The 16,020-nt window shown below is 59.2% G+C and carries 14 protein-coding genes; 13 read left to right on the top strand and 1 reads right to left on the bottom strand.

Translation table 11 applies throughout. From position 1 onward, the window contains the following. The first annotated feature begins 5 nt into the window (after positions 1-5). From DWX75_RS06035 to DWX75_RS05985, 11 genes are all read left to right on the top strand, one after another. A complete protein-coding gene (locus DWX75_RS06035) occupies positions 6-632 on the top strand; it encodes a DUF47 domain-containing protein (RefSeq protein ID WP_118015431.1) in 627 nt (208 codons plus the stop codon). Continuing rightward, positions 625-1,623 (top strand): inorganic phosphate transporter, encoded by a 999-nt coding sequence (locus tag DWX75_RS06030; RefSeq protein WP_118015430.1) that lies wholly within the window; start codon positions 625-627, stop codon positions 1,621-1,623. Before DWX75_RS06035 ends, DWX75_RS06030 begins: the two co-directional genes overlap by 8 nt. Positions 1,624-1,817: 194 nt before the next feature. After that, the gene (locus DWX75_RS06025; RefSeq protein WP_369974336.1) at positions 1,818-3,500 is read left to right on the top strand and encodes a nucleoside kinase; all 1,683 of its coding nucleotides are present in this window, start codon (positions 1,818-1,820) and stop codon (positions 3,498-3,500) included. 251 nt (positions 3,501-3,751) lie between these two features. Continuing rightward, positions 3,752-4,960 (top strand): OFA family MFS transporter, encoded by a 1,209-nt coding sequence (locus tag DWX75_RS06020; protein ID WP_118015428.1) that lies wholly within the window; start codon positions 3,752-3,754, stop codon positions 4,958-4,960. Between the two features lie 205 nt (positions 4,961-5,165). Then, positions 5,166-5,567 carry a methylglyoxal synthase gene (locus DWX75_RS06015; protein WP_118015427.1) on the top strand — a complete coding sequence of 134 codons (402 nt, stop codon included), beginning with the start codon at positions 5,166-5,168 and terminating at the stop codon, positions 5,565-5,567. A gap of 174 nt (positions 5,568-5,741) precedes the next feature. Continuing rightward, complete coding sequence (locus tag DWX75_RS06010) at positions 5,742-6,812, top strand: ABC transporter ATP-binding protein (RefSeq protein ID WP_118015426.1); 1,071 nt, start codon at positions 5,742-5,744, stop codon at positions 6,810-6,812. Then, positions 6,802-7,647, top strand: a complete 846-nt coding sequence (locus DWX75_RS06005; RefSeq protein WP_199497531.1) for an ABC transporter permease — start codon at positions 6,802-6,804, stop codon at positions 7,645-7,647. Before DWX75_RS06010 ends, DWX75_RS06005 begins: the two co-directional genes overlap by 11 nt. Beyond that, positions 7,644-8,435 (top strand): ABC transporter permease, encoded by a 792-nt coding sequence (locus DWX75_RS06000; protein ID WP_233519494.1) that lies wholly within the window; start codon positions 7,644-7,646, stop codon positions 8,433-8,435. Before DWX75_RS06005 ends, DWX75_RS06000 begins: the two co-directional genes overlap by 4 nt. Further along, entirely contained in the window at positions 8,432-9,523 is a 1,092-nt protein-coding gene (locus DWX75_RS05995; protein WP_233519493.1) for an ABC transporter substrate-binding protein, read from the top strand. Before DWX75_RS06000 ends, DWX75_RS05995 begins: the two co-directional genes overlap by 4 nt. 81 nt (positions 9,524-9,604) lie before the next feature. Continuing rightward, positions 9,605-10,240 (top strand): DUF2284 domain-containing protein, encoded by a 636-nt coding sequence (locus DWX75_RS05990; RefSeq protein ID WP_158558767.1) that lies wholly within the window; start codon positions 9,605-9,607, stop codon positions 10,238-10,240. 87 nt (positions 10,241-10,327) lie between these two features. After that, on the top strand, positions 10,328-10,531 hold the full coding sequence (locus DWX75_RS05985) for a protein kinase (RefSeq protein WP_118015424.1): 204 nt from the start codon (positions 10,328-10,330) through the stop codon (positions 10,529-10,531). Between the two features lie 69 nt (positions 10,532-10,600). Here DWX75_RS05985 and DWX75_RS05980 read toward each other — a convergent pair whose 3' ends face one another. Continuing rightward, positions 10,601-11,065: a DUF441 domain-containing protein gene (locus DWX75_RS05980; protein WP_233519492.1), complete on the bottom strand. Its 465-nt coding sequence runs from the start codon at positions 11,063-11,065 to the stop codon at positions 10,601-10,603. Between the two features lie 427 nt (positions 11,066-11,492). Here DWX75_RS05980 and DWX75_RS05975 point away from each other — a divergent pair, with 427 nt between their 5' ends. Then, on the top strand, positions 11,493-12,395 hold the full coding sequence (locus DWX75_RS05975; RefSeq protein ID WP_118015423.1) for a LysR family transcriptional regulator: 903 nt from the start codon (positions 11,493-11,495) through the stop codon (positions 12,393-12,395). 52 nt (positions 12,396-12,447) lie between these two features. Then, a complete protein-coding gene (smc, locus tag DWX75_RS05970; protein WP_233519491.1) occupies positions 12,448-16,008 on the top strand; it encodes a chromosome segregation protein SMC in 3,561 nt (1,186 codons plus the stop codon). Positions 16,009-16,020 lie beyond the last annotated feature (12 nt).

The following is a 16,020-nucleotide window of genomic DNA, read 5'->3' as shown; positions in this document are numbered from 1 at the left end:
AGAAGATGTTTAAGTTCAAGCAGAAGGACAGCGAGTTCTTTGACTTGTTCGTTGACAGCGCCCGCTATTTCTATAAGGGTGCGCTCATGATGGACGAAGTTATGCTGGATTACAGCAAAGCCGCTGACAAAGTAAAAGAAATCATTGACCTCGAGCATGAAGCAGATGCAGTGAATGACAAGATCATCGACAAACTGAATCTGACCTTCATCACTCCGATCGACCGGGAGGACATCTATGCCCTCGCCAACGGGCTCGATGATGGCGTCGACTACCTGCAGGGCACGCTGCAGCGCATCGTCATGTATCGCACGGGCAAGGCCATGAGCGGCGCCGTGACGCTCACGAAGCTACTGATCGAGAGCACCGAGGAGATCATCCGTGCCTTCTCCCTCTTGAAGAACATCCGCAAGAATCAGGCCCAGATCCTGGAGGCAACGCACAAGATTGCCCGCCTTGAGAGCGAGGGCGACCGCGTGTACCGTCACGAGGTCGCGTACCTCTTCGACAAGGAAAAGGATCCGATTGAGCTCATCAAGTGGAAGGACATTCTCGAGAACCTCGAGAATACGCTCGACCACTGCGAGAAGCTTTCCGACATGATTCGAGGAGTGGTAATGAAGTATGCCTGAGTTACAGTATCTGATTTTTACCGTTATTGCTCTGGCGCTGATCTTCGACTTCATCAATGGTTTCCACGATACGGCCAACGCCATCGCGACATCCGTCTCGACGCGCGCGCTGCATCCGAGCCATGCCATCCTCATGGCTGCGTGCCTGAATTTCCTCGGCGCCATGTACAGCACAGGCGTCGCGAAGACAATCGGCGCCGATATCGTCAAATCGGCCCAGCATGTCGATGAACGCATCATCATTGCCGCACTCGTCGGCGCTGTGGTCTGGAACCTCATCACTTGGTGGTTTGCCATCCCGTCAAGTTCGTCACATGCCCTCGTCGGCGGCGTCATCGGCGCCGTGCTCGTCTCGGTCGGCAGCGACGGCCTCAATTTCTACGGCATCGGCAAGATCGTCGCGTCGCTCATCGCGTCGCCGCTCATTGCCATCGTCACGGGCTGTATCGTCATGACCATCCTGTTCCGGCTGTTCGGACGCTTCAGTCCGTCCTCGGTCAACGGCAAGTTCAAGAAGATGCAGATTCTCTCGGCTGCCATGATGGCTTTCTCTCACGGCTCGAACGATGCCCAGAAATCCATGGGTATCATTACGCTCGCGCTGCTCTCGGGCGGCTACATTGACGTCTTCGAAGTGCCGACGTACGTCAAGGTGCTCGCGGCGACGGCGATGGCCTGCGGCACGGCCGTCGGCGGCTGGCGCATCATCAAGACCATCGGCGGCAAGATCTTCAAGCTCGAGCCAATCTCGGGCTTCGCGGCCGACCTCAACTCGTCGCTCGTCATCTTCTCGGCCACGCTGCTGCACCTGCCCGTCTCGACGACGCATGTCGTCTCGGGCTCCATCATGGGTGTCGGCACGGCCAAGCGCGTCAATGCCGTGCGCTGGGGTGTCGCGCAGCAGATGGTGCTGGCCTGGGTTCTCACGATCCCGTGCACGGCCGTCATGGGCGCCGTCGCCTACAGCCTCGTGCTCAAGATTTTCCAGTAAACCGCTGTATATCTTGAACACGCGCGGCCCGTATTGTAGGGCTGTACATATTGATTTTTCTGACATTTTGACAGGAACGTGTTACAATAGAGGTGTGACGCGTTCCTGTTTTTTTGCTGGACAGGGATGCACAAAAGAGAGAAATGAGAGGGAAAGACGGCAACGCAGCAAGTTTCAGCAAGGAGGAGATTCTCTTGTTCATCACCATTCGCAAAAACAGAACCGTCCTGCCGGATGTCCTGCCCCGCGACCTCGTGGCGGATTACCAGCAGGAATACGCCTCGAAGATTGTCGCCGTCAAGCTCGACAATACGATACACGACCTCCAGACGCCTGTCGGCAAGACGCGCAGCCTCGAATTCGTCGAGCTCGACAGTGAGGCCGGCTGGATCGTCTACCGGCGCTCCGTTGAGTTCCTGCTGATCATGGCTGTCCACGAGCTCTTCCCGGGGGCCGAGGTCATCGCGAAGTTCCGCGCGAACAACGGACTTTACTGCGAGGTGCAGCTCGCAGGCGGCGAAGGGGAGGAGGTGCGCACGCTGCCTGCGGAGCTCGTGCCGAAGGTCGAGGAGGAGATGCGCCGCATCGTCGCCGAGGATCGGCCGATTGTCAAGGAGGTCATGAAGCGCGAGGATGCCGTGCGCCTCTTCAAGGATGCCAAGCAGATCGAGAAGGCCAATCTCATCGCCTCGCTCGAGCTCGAATTCGTCAGCATCTACCGCTGCGGCGGCTACTACGACTACCTCTACGGTGCCATGATGGGCTCGACGGGCCGTCTCGGCCGCTTTGCGCTCGAAGCCTTTGAAGCGGGCGTGCTGCTGCGCACGCCGGACCTCAGGAGCCGCGGCGAGGTGCCGCCCTCCATGCGCCAGCCGAAGCTCTCGAGTGTGCTCGCCGAGTCGAAGGACTGGGCCAACATCCTGCACTGCCGCTATGTCACGGATCTCAACCGCGCAATCCAGTCAGGCCGTATCGGCGAGGTCGTTCGCGTCTCGGAGGCCCTGCAGGAAAAACGCATCGCGGGCATTGCCGACCACATCGCGGCGCGCAGGAAAGACCTGCGTCTGATCCTTATCGCGGGGCCGTCGTCTTCGGGCAAGACCTCGTTCGCGCAGCGACTCAAGGTTCAGCTGCAGGTCATGGGGCTTCAGCCTGTCTCCATCTCGCTTGACAATTACTTCGTCAACCGTGAGGACACGCCGAAGACGCCGGCCGGCGAGTACGACTACGAATGCCTCGAAGCCCTCGACGTGCCTGAGTTCAACAAGGACATGCTCGCGCTGCTGAAAGGCGAGACGATCACGCTGCCGCGCTACAATTTCATCTCGGGCGAGCGCGAGGACTCGGGCATCACGATGTCGCTGCAGGCCGACCAGCCCATCATCGTCGAGGGCATCCACGGCCTCAACGAGAAGCTCACAGCGAAGATTCCGCGCAGGAACAAATTCAAGATCTACGTCAGCGCGCTGACGCAGCTCAACATCGACGCGCACAACCGCATCCCGACGACGGCCGCGCGGCTCATCCGCCGGCTCGTGCGCGACTACCAGTTCCGAGGTTCAAGCGCCCTCAAGACGCTCAAGCAGTGGCCCGACGTGCGCCAGGGCGAGGAGAAATACATCTTCCCATTCCAGGAAGAAGCCGATGTCATGTTCAACTCGGCGCTCATCTACGAGCTCGCCGCGCTGCGCCGTTATGCCGTGCCCGTGCTCGAGGCCGTCACGCCCGATGTCCCCGAATACACGAAGGCCCGCCGCCTGCTCGATTTCTGCCAGTACTTCCAGGACCTTCCCGACGAAGACGATGTCCCGAACAACTCCCTCCTGCGCGAATTCATCGGCAAATCCGTCTTCTTCAAGGGCGAAGATCAGGTGTAAGCTTCCTTAATATATAAAAGATAGGAGATCCTGAAATTTAATGCTTTGGGGGGCTTGACGGATGGGAGCCGGACACATATAATGAAAGCATGAAAAGTAAAGAGCAGTGCAAGGCTGACGGGTGAGTGGAATTGACCACATGTCTTGTGTTGTGAGAAATAGCCGACCGTCTGGGCAGGGCATTCTGTTCGGGCGGTCTTTTTTCATAAGCCTGGAAGGATGCCCCGGTATCCTTCTGGGAGGTAGATTTCATGAGAAATCGTTGGCTTATCGCATTGAGTGCCGTCGGCATCCACATTTCCATCGGCAGTGTTTATGCCTGGAGTGTCCTGACCCGGCCCATCATGAGTGAGATGGGATTCTCGCTGGGGCAGACGACTTGGACGTTCTCGCTGGCCATCCTGTTCCTGGGCTTTTCGGCAGGTCTTCTCGGCAGCTTTGTCGAGAAGATGGGGCCGAAGAAGAGCGGACTCATCGCCATGACGTTCTTCGGTATGGGCATGCTTGGCACGGCCTACGCGCTGTCGGTCCAGAGCCTCACGCTGCTGTATCTCTTTTACGGCGTCATCGGCGGCATCGGCCTCGGCGTCGGCTACATCACGCCGGTCTCGACGCTCGTCAAGTATTTCCCAGATCACCGCGGCTTCGCGACAGGGCTCGCCATCATGGGCTTCGGTTTTGCGGCGCTGATCGCGGGACCCGTCATGCAGTATCTGACGGCGACGGTCGGGCTCGTCAATAATTTCCTGATCCTCGGCTGTGTCTACATGGTCGTCATGGGGGCTTCGGCACTCTACCTGAAGCCGCCGGTCCTGAAGGACAGCAAGGGGAATGTCACGCATGTACAGCGCGGCGTGACGGCGAATGAGGCACTCAAGACGTGGCAGTTCGCTTCGCTCTGGTGGGGCTTCTTCGTCAACATCACATGCGGCATTGGCCTTCTGGCCGTGGCTTCGCCAATGGCACAGGAAGTCATCGGCATGGATGCCGCAGCTGCCGCCTCGATGGTCGGCATCATCGGCGTCTTCAATGGCGGCGGCCGCATTGTCTGGTCGACCATCTCGGATTACCTTGGCCGCGGACGCGTCTACATGCTGTTCTTCCTGCTCGAGGTCATCGCGTTCTGGCAGCTCGCCGGGACGCGCGAGGTCTTTGTCTTCGAGATGCTTGTGCTGCTCATCATCAGCTGCTATGGCGGCGGTTTCTCGTGCATGCCGGCCTATCTTTCCGATATCTTCGGCACGCGCCAATTAAGCGCCATCCACGGCCGCATCCTGACGGCCTGGGGCCTCGCGGGTGTCGCCGGTCCCTCGATTGTCTCCTATTTCCACGCGCAGACGGGCGGCTATACGGCTTCGCTCTATTTCTTCGCCTGCTGCTTCGTGCTGAATTTCATCATCGCAGCCGTACTCAAGCAGTACGGATTGCGCAAGGACATGGCGTCCCATTCTGTATCATAATTCCTTTTGACAGTTGCCACTTTTAAACTTTTTAACCCTTTGGGCTCTGACTTAAAAGTGGTTGGCGTTCATCAGAGTCCGAAAAAACCTGCCGGTATCTTTGGAGCTGGCAGGATTTTTTTGTTTTCCCGCGAAATGGACAAATAGAGCCTTTTTTAGGCGGATGAAATGGTTGCTTGAGACGTGAGAAAGGAAGGATTCCCTGATGAAAACCATTGCGCTGATTGCCCATGATAAGAAAAAGAGCGAGATGCTCGAGTTTGTCGGTCACCACAAGGAGCTCCTGTCTAAGTTCCATCTGATCGCGACGCGGACAACGGGCACGCTCATCAACGATACGTTTGATTTGCATGTCGAGACGATGCTGTCGGGCCCGATGGGCGGCGACCAGCAGATCGGCGCGCGCGTGGCCGTCGGCGATGTCGACTACGTCGTGTTCCTGCGCGACCCGCTGACGTCTCAGCCGCACGAGCCGGATATCAACGCCTTGCTGCGCCTCTGTGATGTGCACGATGTGCCGCTCGCGACGAACCGCAAGAGCGCGCATATCCTCTTGAGCTACGCAGCCGGCAAGCTCTCGGCGGACGAAGCCGCAGACGCAAAGTGATGCGCCTGAAATCCAGATAAAATCTCGATGAGTTGTATCCTTGCAAATTGAATGCATGACCCTTCTATGATAGAATAGGAGGGTATATTTTTTTGCAAGATCACAAGACAGCAGGCACGGGGAATAGGGACTAGAACCTGTGTTTGCGAGTAAAGACAAAGAGAAGGGTGACAATTGGAGAAAGAACTGCTGAGACTCGAGCATATCGACAAATTTTATGGCAGCCGCCAGATCCTCGAGGACCTGAACCTGACCATTCACGAAAATGAATTCCTGACGCTCCTGGGACCGTCGGGCTGCGGCAAGACGACGACGCTGCGCCTGATCGGCGGGTTTGAGCTGCCGGACAAGGGGCGCATCCTGTTTGACGGGCAGGACATCACGAAGCTGCCGCCGGAGAAGCGGCAGGTCAACACGGTTTTCCAGAAGTATTCGCTGTTCTCGAACATGAATGTGGCGGAAAACATCGCATTCGGCCTCAGGATCAAGGGCAAATCGAAGTCGTATATCCGCGACAAGATCAAGTACGCGCTGAAGCTCGTGAACCTCGATGGGTATGGAGAGGCCGATGTCACGGCGCTCTCGGGCGGCCAGCAGCAGCGCATCGCGATTGCACGCGCCGTCGTCAACGAGCCGAAGGTGCTGCTCCTCGACGAGCCGCTCTCGGCACTCGACCTCAAGCTGCGCCAGAGCATGCAGCGCGAGCTCGTCAAGATCAAGCGCGAGCTCGGCATCACGTTCGTTTTCGTCACGCACGACCAGGAGGAAGCCCTCTCGATGTCCGATACGGTCGTCGTCATGAACCAGGGCTGGATCCAGCAGATCGGCACGCCTGAGAGCGTCTACAATGAGCCTGAGAACGCCTTTGTCGCGGACTTCATCGGCGACAGCAACATCATCGACGGCATCATGGTGCGTGACAAGCTCGTGCATCTCCTCGGCAAGGATATCCCGTGCATCAACACGGGCTTCGGCGAGAATGTGCCCGTCGATGTGCAGATCCGCCCGGAAGATATCCAGATCTGTGCGCCGGAGGACGGCCAGTATCGCGGTGTCATCCGCTCCGTCGTCTTCAAGGGTACGGTCTACGATATCACGATTGAGGCCGGCGGCTTCTCGTGGCTCGTGCAGACGATCACGGGACACGAGCAGGGCAAGGAGGTCGGCATCCGCCTGGCACCGGCGAACATCCAGATCATGGCGAAGCCCGCCTCGGAAGATGAGGAGGCGGCGCATGATGCATAACAGCAAGGCAGTGGCGCGCCTGTTTGCCGCACCGTTCTCGATCTGGGCGGCAATCTTCATCGTGCTGCCGCTTTTCTTCGTCTTCTATCACGGCCTGACGGATGCGGAGGGAGCCTTCACGCTCGCGAACCTTCGGGAGGCCGTGCAGATCGAATACCTTCAGGCACTCGGTCTCTCGGTGGAGCTCGCGCTCATCAGCACCGTCATCTGCCTCGTACTCGCGTACCCGCTCTGCATGATCCTGCTTGCCATCAAGCGCGGCCGCATGGTGCTGATCTTCCTGCTGTTCCTGCTGCCGCTCTGGATGAATTCGCTCCTGACGACGATGGCCTGGCAGACTATCCTCGAGAAGAACGGCATCATCAACATGGTCCTGCAGGCCCTCGCACTGCCCACGGTCACGCTCATCAACACGCCATTTGCCATCGTCATCGGCATGGTCTACAATTTCCTGCCGTACATGGTGCTGCCGCTCTACGTCGCGCTCTCGCACATCGACAAGAGCGTCATCGAGGCCGCGCATGACCTCGGCGCGGGACACGTCCAGACCTTCCGCCGCATCGTCTTCCCGCTGTCGCTGCCCGGCGTCATCAGCGGCTGCACGATGGTCTTCATCCCGGCGCTCACGACCTTCGTCATCAGCGCGCTGCTCGGCGGCAACAAGATTCTCCTGATCGGCAACATCATCGAGCAGGAATTCACGGCGGCCTATGACTGGCAGCTCGGCAGTGCACTCTCGATGATCCTCATGGTCTTCATCATCCTCAACATCGTGCTCGAGGCCTTTTCGGGCCGCGAGGCGAAAAAGGACGCCGTGCAGGAGGTGAAGCTATGATGGCAAAACTCAAGAAACTCTATCTCGGCATCATCATCGTCTTCCTCTACGCGCCGATTTTCGTGCTCTTTGCGCAGTCCTTCAATGCGAGCCGTTACCGCGGCCATTGGACGGGCTTCACGCTGGAGTGGTACGAGAAGCTCTTCACGAGCGAGGACATCATCGAGGCGTTCCTCAACACCGTGACCATCGGCCTGACGGCGGCGTTCTTCGCAACGCTCCTCGGCCTCATCACGGCGCTTGCCATTCGCAACTTCTCGAAGAAGGGGCAGCTCGCGTTCCGCGGCCTTGCGAATGTGCCGCTCCTCAATGCCGATATCGTTACGGGCATCGCGCTCATGCTGCTCTTCCTCGGGCTCGGGCTGCGGCTCGGCTATGACACGATCCTCATGGCGCACATCGTCATCAATCTGCCGTATGCGATGCTCTGCATCCTGCCGCAGGTCTTAGGGCTCGACTCCGTCTGCTATGAGGCGGCGCTTGACCTCGGCGCGACACCCTTCCAGGCCTTCCGCAAGGTCATACTGCCCGAACTCTGGCCCGGTATCGCGGCGGCCTTCCTGCTGTCCTTCGCGATGTCGGCCGACGACTTCATCGTGACGTACTTCACGAAGGGCGCGGGCATCGACACGCTGACGACGGCCATCTACTCACAGCTCAAACTCGGCATCCATCCGGAGATGTACGCGCTCTCGACGCTGTTCTTCCTCGGCGTCATCGCGTTCGTCGCGCTGCTCATGATCAACTGGCGCCTCCTGAAGCGCCGTCCGGGAAAGGAGTGGGAATGATGAAGAAACGCATGCGTTTCCCGCTGCTCATGCTGCTGCTTGGCCTCTTGCTCGTCTTTTCCACGGCGGGCTGCGACAGCCTGGCCGAGGACGAGGAGGGCGGCGACGACGCCCTCTACATCTACAGCTGGGGCGATTACCTCGACCCTGAGGTCATCACGCAGTTCGAGGAGGAAACGGGCATCCATGTCGTGCTCGACGAATTCGACACGAACGAGAGCATGTACCCGCGCGTCAAGGAAGGGGCCACGAATTACGACCTCATCTGTCCGTCGGACTACATGATCCAGAAGATGGCCGAGAACGATCTCCTGCAGCCGCTCGACTACAGCCAGCTGCCGAATGCAAAGAAGTACATCGGCAAGGATTTCTTCAAGCAGGCCGAGTCGTATGACCCCGGCAACCGCTATTCCATCCCATATTGCTGGGGTACGGTCGGCCTCATGTACAACAAGAAGCTCGTGGCGGACGATGTCGACAGCTGGTCGGTGCTCTTTGATCCGCGCTACAAGGACGAGATCCTCATGCAGGACTCGGCGCGCGACGCCTTCATGATCCCGCTGCGCATGATGGGGGACTCGATGAACACGAAGGATGCTGCTGAGCTTGAGAAGGCGCGCGACATGCTCATCGCGCAGAAGCCGCTCGTCCAGGCCTACGGCGTCGACGATATCCGCGATAAACTGGCGTCCGGGGAAGCCGCGCTCGGCGTCATCTATTCGGGCGAGGCCATCAACCTCTTGAAGGCCAATCCGGACCTCGCGTTCTGCCCGGCACCGAAGGAAGGCACGAATCTCTGGATGGACGGCTGGGTCATCCCAAAGCAGGCCAAGCACGTCGAGAACGCTCATAAATTCATCGACTTCCTCTGCCGCCCGGACATCGCCGCGAAGAATTTTGAGGCGCTCGGCTACTCCACGCCAAACACCGGCGTCCGGGAACTCGTCGAGGACGATATGGACGAGGATGAGATTGAGATCGCCTTCCCCGAGCCATCGGTCTATCAGGGCCAGGAGACGTATCAGTACCTTGGCGAAACGCTCGACAAGCTCTATACGAAGCTCTGGCTGCAGGTCAAAGTCGAATGAATCGTCATGGAAAATGGGGGACGGATTCTCTGGAATCGCGTTTCCCATTTTTGTCATATTTTCAGGAGAGAGGGGATTTTCATGAAGCTGGATTTGCCAATTGAATTGGAAGATGGCACGGTGGAGATTGCGACAAAAAAGATGGATTTTGCCGCGTTCTGCAGGCTGTATCAGGATCGCGAACGCTTCCTGCCATACTGCCGAGAATGTCCGAATTACGGCACGGTCTGGAGCTGCCCGCCGCTTCCTTTTGACAGCGGAGAATATTTCCGGCCATACCGTGAAATCCTCGTGTTCTGTGCGCGCATTACGCTCAATCCGTTGGTGATCGAGCGCGCCGATACGCCGGAACTCGTCAAGAAAAAAGGCTATGAAATCGTCATCCGTGTGAAGAAACAGCTCGAGGATCATTTGCGCAAAATGGAAGAAGAATTCCCGCATAGCCACAGCCTTTCCTCGGGCGGCTGCAATCGCTGCTGCCGCTGTGCCCGCGCCAAGGGCGATCCCTGCCGCAAGCCTGCCATCATGCGTTATTCGCTCGATGCCTTTGGCTTTGATTTGACGTCCATCGCGAAGGATTTATTCGGTTATGACATCGAGTGGTGCCGGGACCGCCTGCCCGCCCATTTCACATTGATTCACGCCCTGCTGCTGCCGGCAGGATCGTTAAATTTTTTGGGGAATCAGCAGGATTTTTCGAGGAAAGCGAGAATGTAAAAAAACGATGAAAACGATGGAACGTCGGGGGCATCGAATCATTCATATTTTATTTTTATTTTATTTAACAGAAAGTAGGAATCGATTATGGCGAGAAAAGCAGATTACGACAGCAAAATCCAGGCACTTGAAGAGAAGATTGCCAAGAAACAGGACGAGGTCAAGAAGCTCAAGGCACAGCTGGCCGAAGTAAAGGAAAAGAAGGCCAAAGAGGATTATCAGGAACTGACGGCGTACATGGAAGAGAATAACCTGACGGCCGCCGAAGTCCTCGCCGTCATCAAGAACTGAGCATTTACCGCATGCAAAAAGCCGGTACAAGACACCAACCGTATCTTGTACCGGCTTTTTGTTTTGATTTCAGAACCAGTGGAAGCGCGTGGCGAGGGACATGACGAAATACGTCAGGCCGCCGGCAATCAGCGGCCCGACGGCGATGCCCTTGAAGAAGAAGACGCCGGCCATCGTGCCGATGATGAGGGCCGAGACGACATCGGGCGTGCTTTTGAGGAGCGTCAGCCCGCCGCCGCCTGCGACAGCCGCGAGTACGCCGGCGATGACGGCGGTGATGCCGAGCGGCGACTTGAACGAATCGATCATCGTCTGCAGCGTGACCGTGCCGTTGGCAATCGGCACGAGAATGGCGGCCGTCAGGATGATGATGCCCCAGTTGAGGCCCTGTGTGCCGAGGGCCTCCAGCATCGTGGTCAGGCCGAGCACCTTGAGGATGAGCACGATGGCGGTCGCGTAGACAACCGTCATGTTGTGGCCGATGAGACTCAGGATGAGCACAAAGCCGAGTGTAATGTATTCCGTGGAAGCCAAATGAGGAACCTTCTTTCTCGATCGTTTTGATCGTTTCGATTATGGAACAACGTAACAGTCCGGCCACTGCTGCGGTAAGGCAGCGCGACCGGCACGGCGGACAATATACGCCCTATTTTATCAGAAATGATGACTTTTTGCCATGCATCCCTTGAGGATTCTCCGGCTACTCCCACCGAATTTTTATCATTTCCAGTTATTACAGACAATTTTTCGCAGAAAAATCGTGTATACATGATTCTTTTTGTGGATTATAACCTAAGGCTATGATAAGATAGGGATAGTGGCATGATTCCGCGGCACGAGCATCTTGTGCGGGCAGCGCGAACATGCGGCGGAGCATCCCCCGTAACCATATAATAGAGAGGGGAGCACGCAAGAAACAGAACGGTAATGCGATCATGAAACTGTATGGAGGTAACGCTCGATGGAGTTTAGACAACTGGAATATTTTTGTACCATTAGTGAGCTGGAGAACTTTACGCGCACGGCGGAAGTCCTGCACGTCTCGCAGCCCTCGGTCACGAAGGCCATCAAGGCGCTCGAGGCGGAGCTCGGGCTCACGCTCATCGACAGGAGTCAGAAGCACGTGACGCTGACGGCAGAGGGAAGGGCCTTCCTCATCCACGCCCAGCGCATCATGCAGGATGCCGAAGCGGCCAAACAGGATATGCTGCGCTTTCGCACCGATACCCGCGGGACGGTGCATTTTGGCGTGCCGCCGATGGTCGAGGCGTATCTTTTCCCGGATTTCTTCACGAAATTCCATCAGGCGTTCCCCGACATCAATCTCGACGTGCAGGAGTACAGCGATTCCGATGAGATCCGCGAGCGCGCAGAGCTCGGGGAACTCGACTTCGGCATCGTGCTCGGCGGCGAGGAGGAGCACGGCACGAATGAGCTTTTGATCCTCGAGGACAACATGAGCCTTTGCCTGCATCCGCATCATCGGCTGGCCGCCTGTGATACGGTGGATTTCCACGAGCTGCGCGACGAGCACTTCATCCTGCAGCAGCCACGCACGTATCAGAACCGCGAGGTGACGGCGCGCTGCAATCAGGCGGGGTTCACGCCGGACGTCGTGCTCTGCACGTCGCAGCTCAAGACCATCAAGCAGCTCGTCGCGAACAACATGGGCATCTCGATCCTGCCGGATTTCGTCACGCGCAGCGACGTGAATTTCCTGCGCAAGCCGCTGAATCCGCCGATCCATGCACGCGTGTCCCTGTACTGGAGCGGGCACAAGGTCTTTTCCATCATCGACAAGCGGTTCCGGGATTTCATGGAGTCGTATCGTGAGAACCCCTATGTGCAGGCCGCTCATGCATGAGAGCCGATACAATTGAACGAGAAGCAGACAGGCAGGTGTAGAAGGATTGCAGTTGAAACGTCTTGAGGCATATGGGTTCAAGTCCTTTGCCGATAAGATTTCCATCGAATTTGACCAGGGCATCACGGCCATCGTCGGGCCAAACGGCAGCGGCAAGAGCAATATCACCGATGCCATCCGCTGGGTGCTCGGCGAGCAGAATATCCGCAATCTGCGCGGCACAAGATCGGAAGACATCATCTTCGCTGGCTCGGCCTCCAGGAGACCACTCAACATCGCGGAGGTTTCGCTCGTCTTTGACAATGACGGCACCTTGCCGGTGGATTTCCGCGAGGTCGTCGTGACGCGCCGGCTCTACCGCAGCGGCGAGAGCGAATACTTCATCAACAGGAGCCGCTGCCGCCTCAAGGATATCTATGAACTTTTCGCCGATACGGGTATTGGCCATGACGGCATGAGCATCATCGGGCAGAACCGCATGGAGGATATCCTGAACAGCCGCCCCGAGGAGCGGCGTGCGTATTTTGAGGAGGCTGCAGGCATCACGAAATACCGCAACCGCAAGCGCGAGACATTGCGCAAGCTCACCGACACGGAGGGCAATCTCGTGCGCGTACAGGATATCGTCCATGAGATCGAGAATCAGCTCGAGCCCATGGCGCGCCATGCGGAAAAGACGCGCGCCTACAATGCGCTCTCGGCTGATTACAAGCGCTGTCAGCTCACGCAGCTCTCGCGCCGCTATGCCAAGGAGGCGGCGCATCGGGCAGACAATGAGCAGAAGCTCCAAAAGGCGCGCGACGAGGCCGTGGCGGCCAAGACGGCCATCCAGCAGGCAGAGGCCCGGCAGGAGGCCGTAGGCAAGGCCATCCTCGACCTCGAGCAGGCGATGAAGACGAGCGCCGAGAAGAATGAGGCCCTGCGCCAGCGGCTCGAGACGGCGCGCCGTGAGATGGCGGCGCTTGAAGAACGCCAGGAGCAGAGCGGTGCCGCGAAGGAACGACTCGCCAAACGGCGCGAGGAGCTCACGCGGGCACTCGCGTCTTCGGTCGGTGAGATCGGCCGCCTGACGGCCGAAGCCTCGGACCAGGAGCAGGCCCTGAAGGCGGCCGAGGCGGCTCTCGGCGAGCGCAAGGCGCAGCAGGGCGAGCTCGGGGCACTCCTGAAAACGTACAAGGAAGCGGCGGCCAAGACCCTCGCGCGCAAGGAAGCCTGCCAACAGGAGCTTGCGAAAGAGACGCAGGCCCTCGCCGTGCTCGAGCGCGACATCGAGAATGGCGAGAACGGGCAGGCCGAGCGGCAGGAGGCCCTCAAGCAGGCAAAGGCCCAGCAGATGGCACTGAGCGCCCAGCAGGAAATGCTCAGCGCGCGTCAGCAGCAGGCAAATGAAGAACTGCAGCAGGCCGTCCGGGCCCAGCAGCAGGCGCGCCATGAGCAGCAGGATGCGCAGGAAGCGCTCGCCAGGCGCCGCGATGCACTCGCGGACCTGCGGCAGAAGCTTGCGACGGCTCGGGAAAAAGTCGATTTCCTGAAGCACATGCAGGAGGAATACGAAGGCTTCGGCAAGGGCCCGAAGGCCGTGCTGCGCGCCAGGGAGCCGTGGCATCAGGGAGTGAATGGCGCCGTGGCCGAGCTCATCGAGATCCCGCAGGACTACGTGACGGCCATCGAGGTGGCGCTTGGCGGCAACCAGCAGAACATCGTCACGGAGGATACGGACACCGCAAAAGAGGCCATTGCCTACCTTAAGCGCAGGCATCTCGGACGCGTGACGTTCCTGCCGCTCTCGACGCTCATCGTGCCGTATCCGAATGAGCACGAGCGCAGGGCCGAGGGCAGGGAAGGCGTCATCGGCTGGGCCCATGAGCTCGTCACGGTCGACGCACACTGCCGGAAGGCCGTGGATTTCCTGCTCGCGCGCATCCTCGTCGTCGATACGCTCGACCATGCGCTCGCGCTGGCGAAGGAATTCAAATACCGGCTGCGCATCGTGACGCTCACGGGCGAATTCCTCGCGCCGGGCGGCTCACTTTCAGGCGGCGGCCGTCAGGGCAGGGAAGCGAGCTTCCTGAACCGCGGCGGCGAGATCGAGGCCCTGCGTGCCTCCATCGCCGCATGGCAGGAACAGGAAGGAACTGAGCAGCAGGCGTCAGAAGAAGCCGCGCAGAAGGCCAAGGAAGCGGCCGCTGCACAGCAGGCGGCCATGGAGCGCGTACAGCAGGCGAGCGAGCAGCGCGCCGAACTGCGGGCGGAGGACCGCCGCCTCCGGGAAGCACAGGAAGCCAAGGCCCAGGAGGTCGCCGCGCGCGCGAAAGCCGCGCAGGAATACGAGGCGTCGTTTGCGGCCAATGCAAACCGGCGCGTGCTGCAGCTGCGCAAGGTCAAGGAGCTCCAGCAGGCCCTGGAGACGGCGTGCAGGATTGCGGACGAAGCCCGTCTCGACCTCGAGGATGCCATGCAGGACGCCGACGACCTCGCTGCCGTGCTGCAGGATCAGGAGCTCAAGCGGACGGTGCTCGAACAGGAGCTCATGCGCCGCCGCGAGCACATCGCCCTCTGCCGCCAGGAAAAGCAGCGCGGCGAGCAGGCCCTGAAGGAAAGTGAACAGGAAGAACGCGATCTGCTCGAGGGACTCGCCGCGAGCCTCAAGCGCCTCAATCAGCTCCAGCAGGAAGCCGCCTCGTGGCAGGATCACTTCGATGCCGGACAGGAGGAGCAGCGGAGCTTCTACGAGCAGCGCATGGAGAAGATGGCCGTCGCGCAGGAAGCCGACCGGAAGACGCGCGCGGCCAATCAGCAGCTTGGCAAGGTCCAGAACGAGCTGCATCAGCTCGAACTGACGGGCGCCAAGGCCGAGATGGCCATCGAGGAAACGCAGCAGGCCATCCTGAAGAACTTCGGCCTTACCCCCGAGCGCGCGGCCGAGGAGGCCTACGACTGGGAGCCCGCGCGGCTGCGCCAGACGATGAAGGAACTCGCCGCGAAGATCGAGGCACTTGGCCCCGTCAACCCGAACGCACTCGAGGAATACGAAGCCCTGCAGAAGCGGCATGACTTCATGCAGAAGCAGGCCGGCGACCTCGTGGAAGCCAAGGACAACCTCATGCACATCATCGCGGAGATGGACGAAGCGATGACGCAGCAGTTCCGCGAGGCTTTTGCCGCCATCCAGTCGTACTTCGGGGAAATCTTCGTGCGGCTCTTCGGCGGCGGCCAGGCGGAGCTGCGCATGCTCGACGAGCACGATGTGCTGAACACGGGCATCGACATCCTCGTGACGCTGCCACAGAAGAAACGCCAGAGCCTCGCGGCTCTATCGGGCGGCGAACGTGCCCTCACGGTCATCGCCCTGCTCTTTGCCTTCCTGCGCTACCGGCCTTCGCCCTTCTCGGTGCTCGACGAGATAGACGCGCCGCTCGACGAAGCCAATGTCGTGCGCTTCGGCCGCTTCCTGCGCGAATTCGCGGCCAAGACGCAGTTCATCGTCGTCACGCACCGCAAGGGCACGATGGAAGCCGTCGACACGATGTACGGCGTGACCGTGGAGGACGCCGGCGTCTCGCGCCTGCTCTCCGTCAAGCTTGACGAGATTGAAGGCCAGCTCGACGCCTGATCCATCTTGCCG

Origin of the sequence: Mitsuokella sp. AF21-1AC (assembly GCF_003458855.1) — a bacterium.
In the GTDB taxonomy this organism is placed as follows: domain Bacteria; phylum Bacillota; class Negativicutes; order Selenomonadales; family Selenomonadaceae; genus Mitsuokella.
This window is presented reverse-complemented; position numbering and strand designations above follow the sequence as displayed.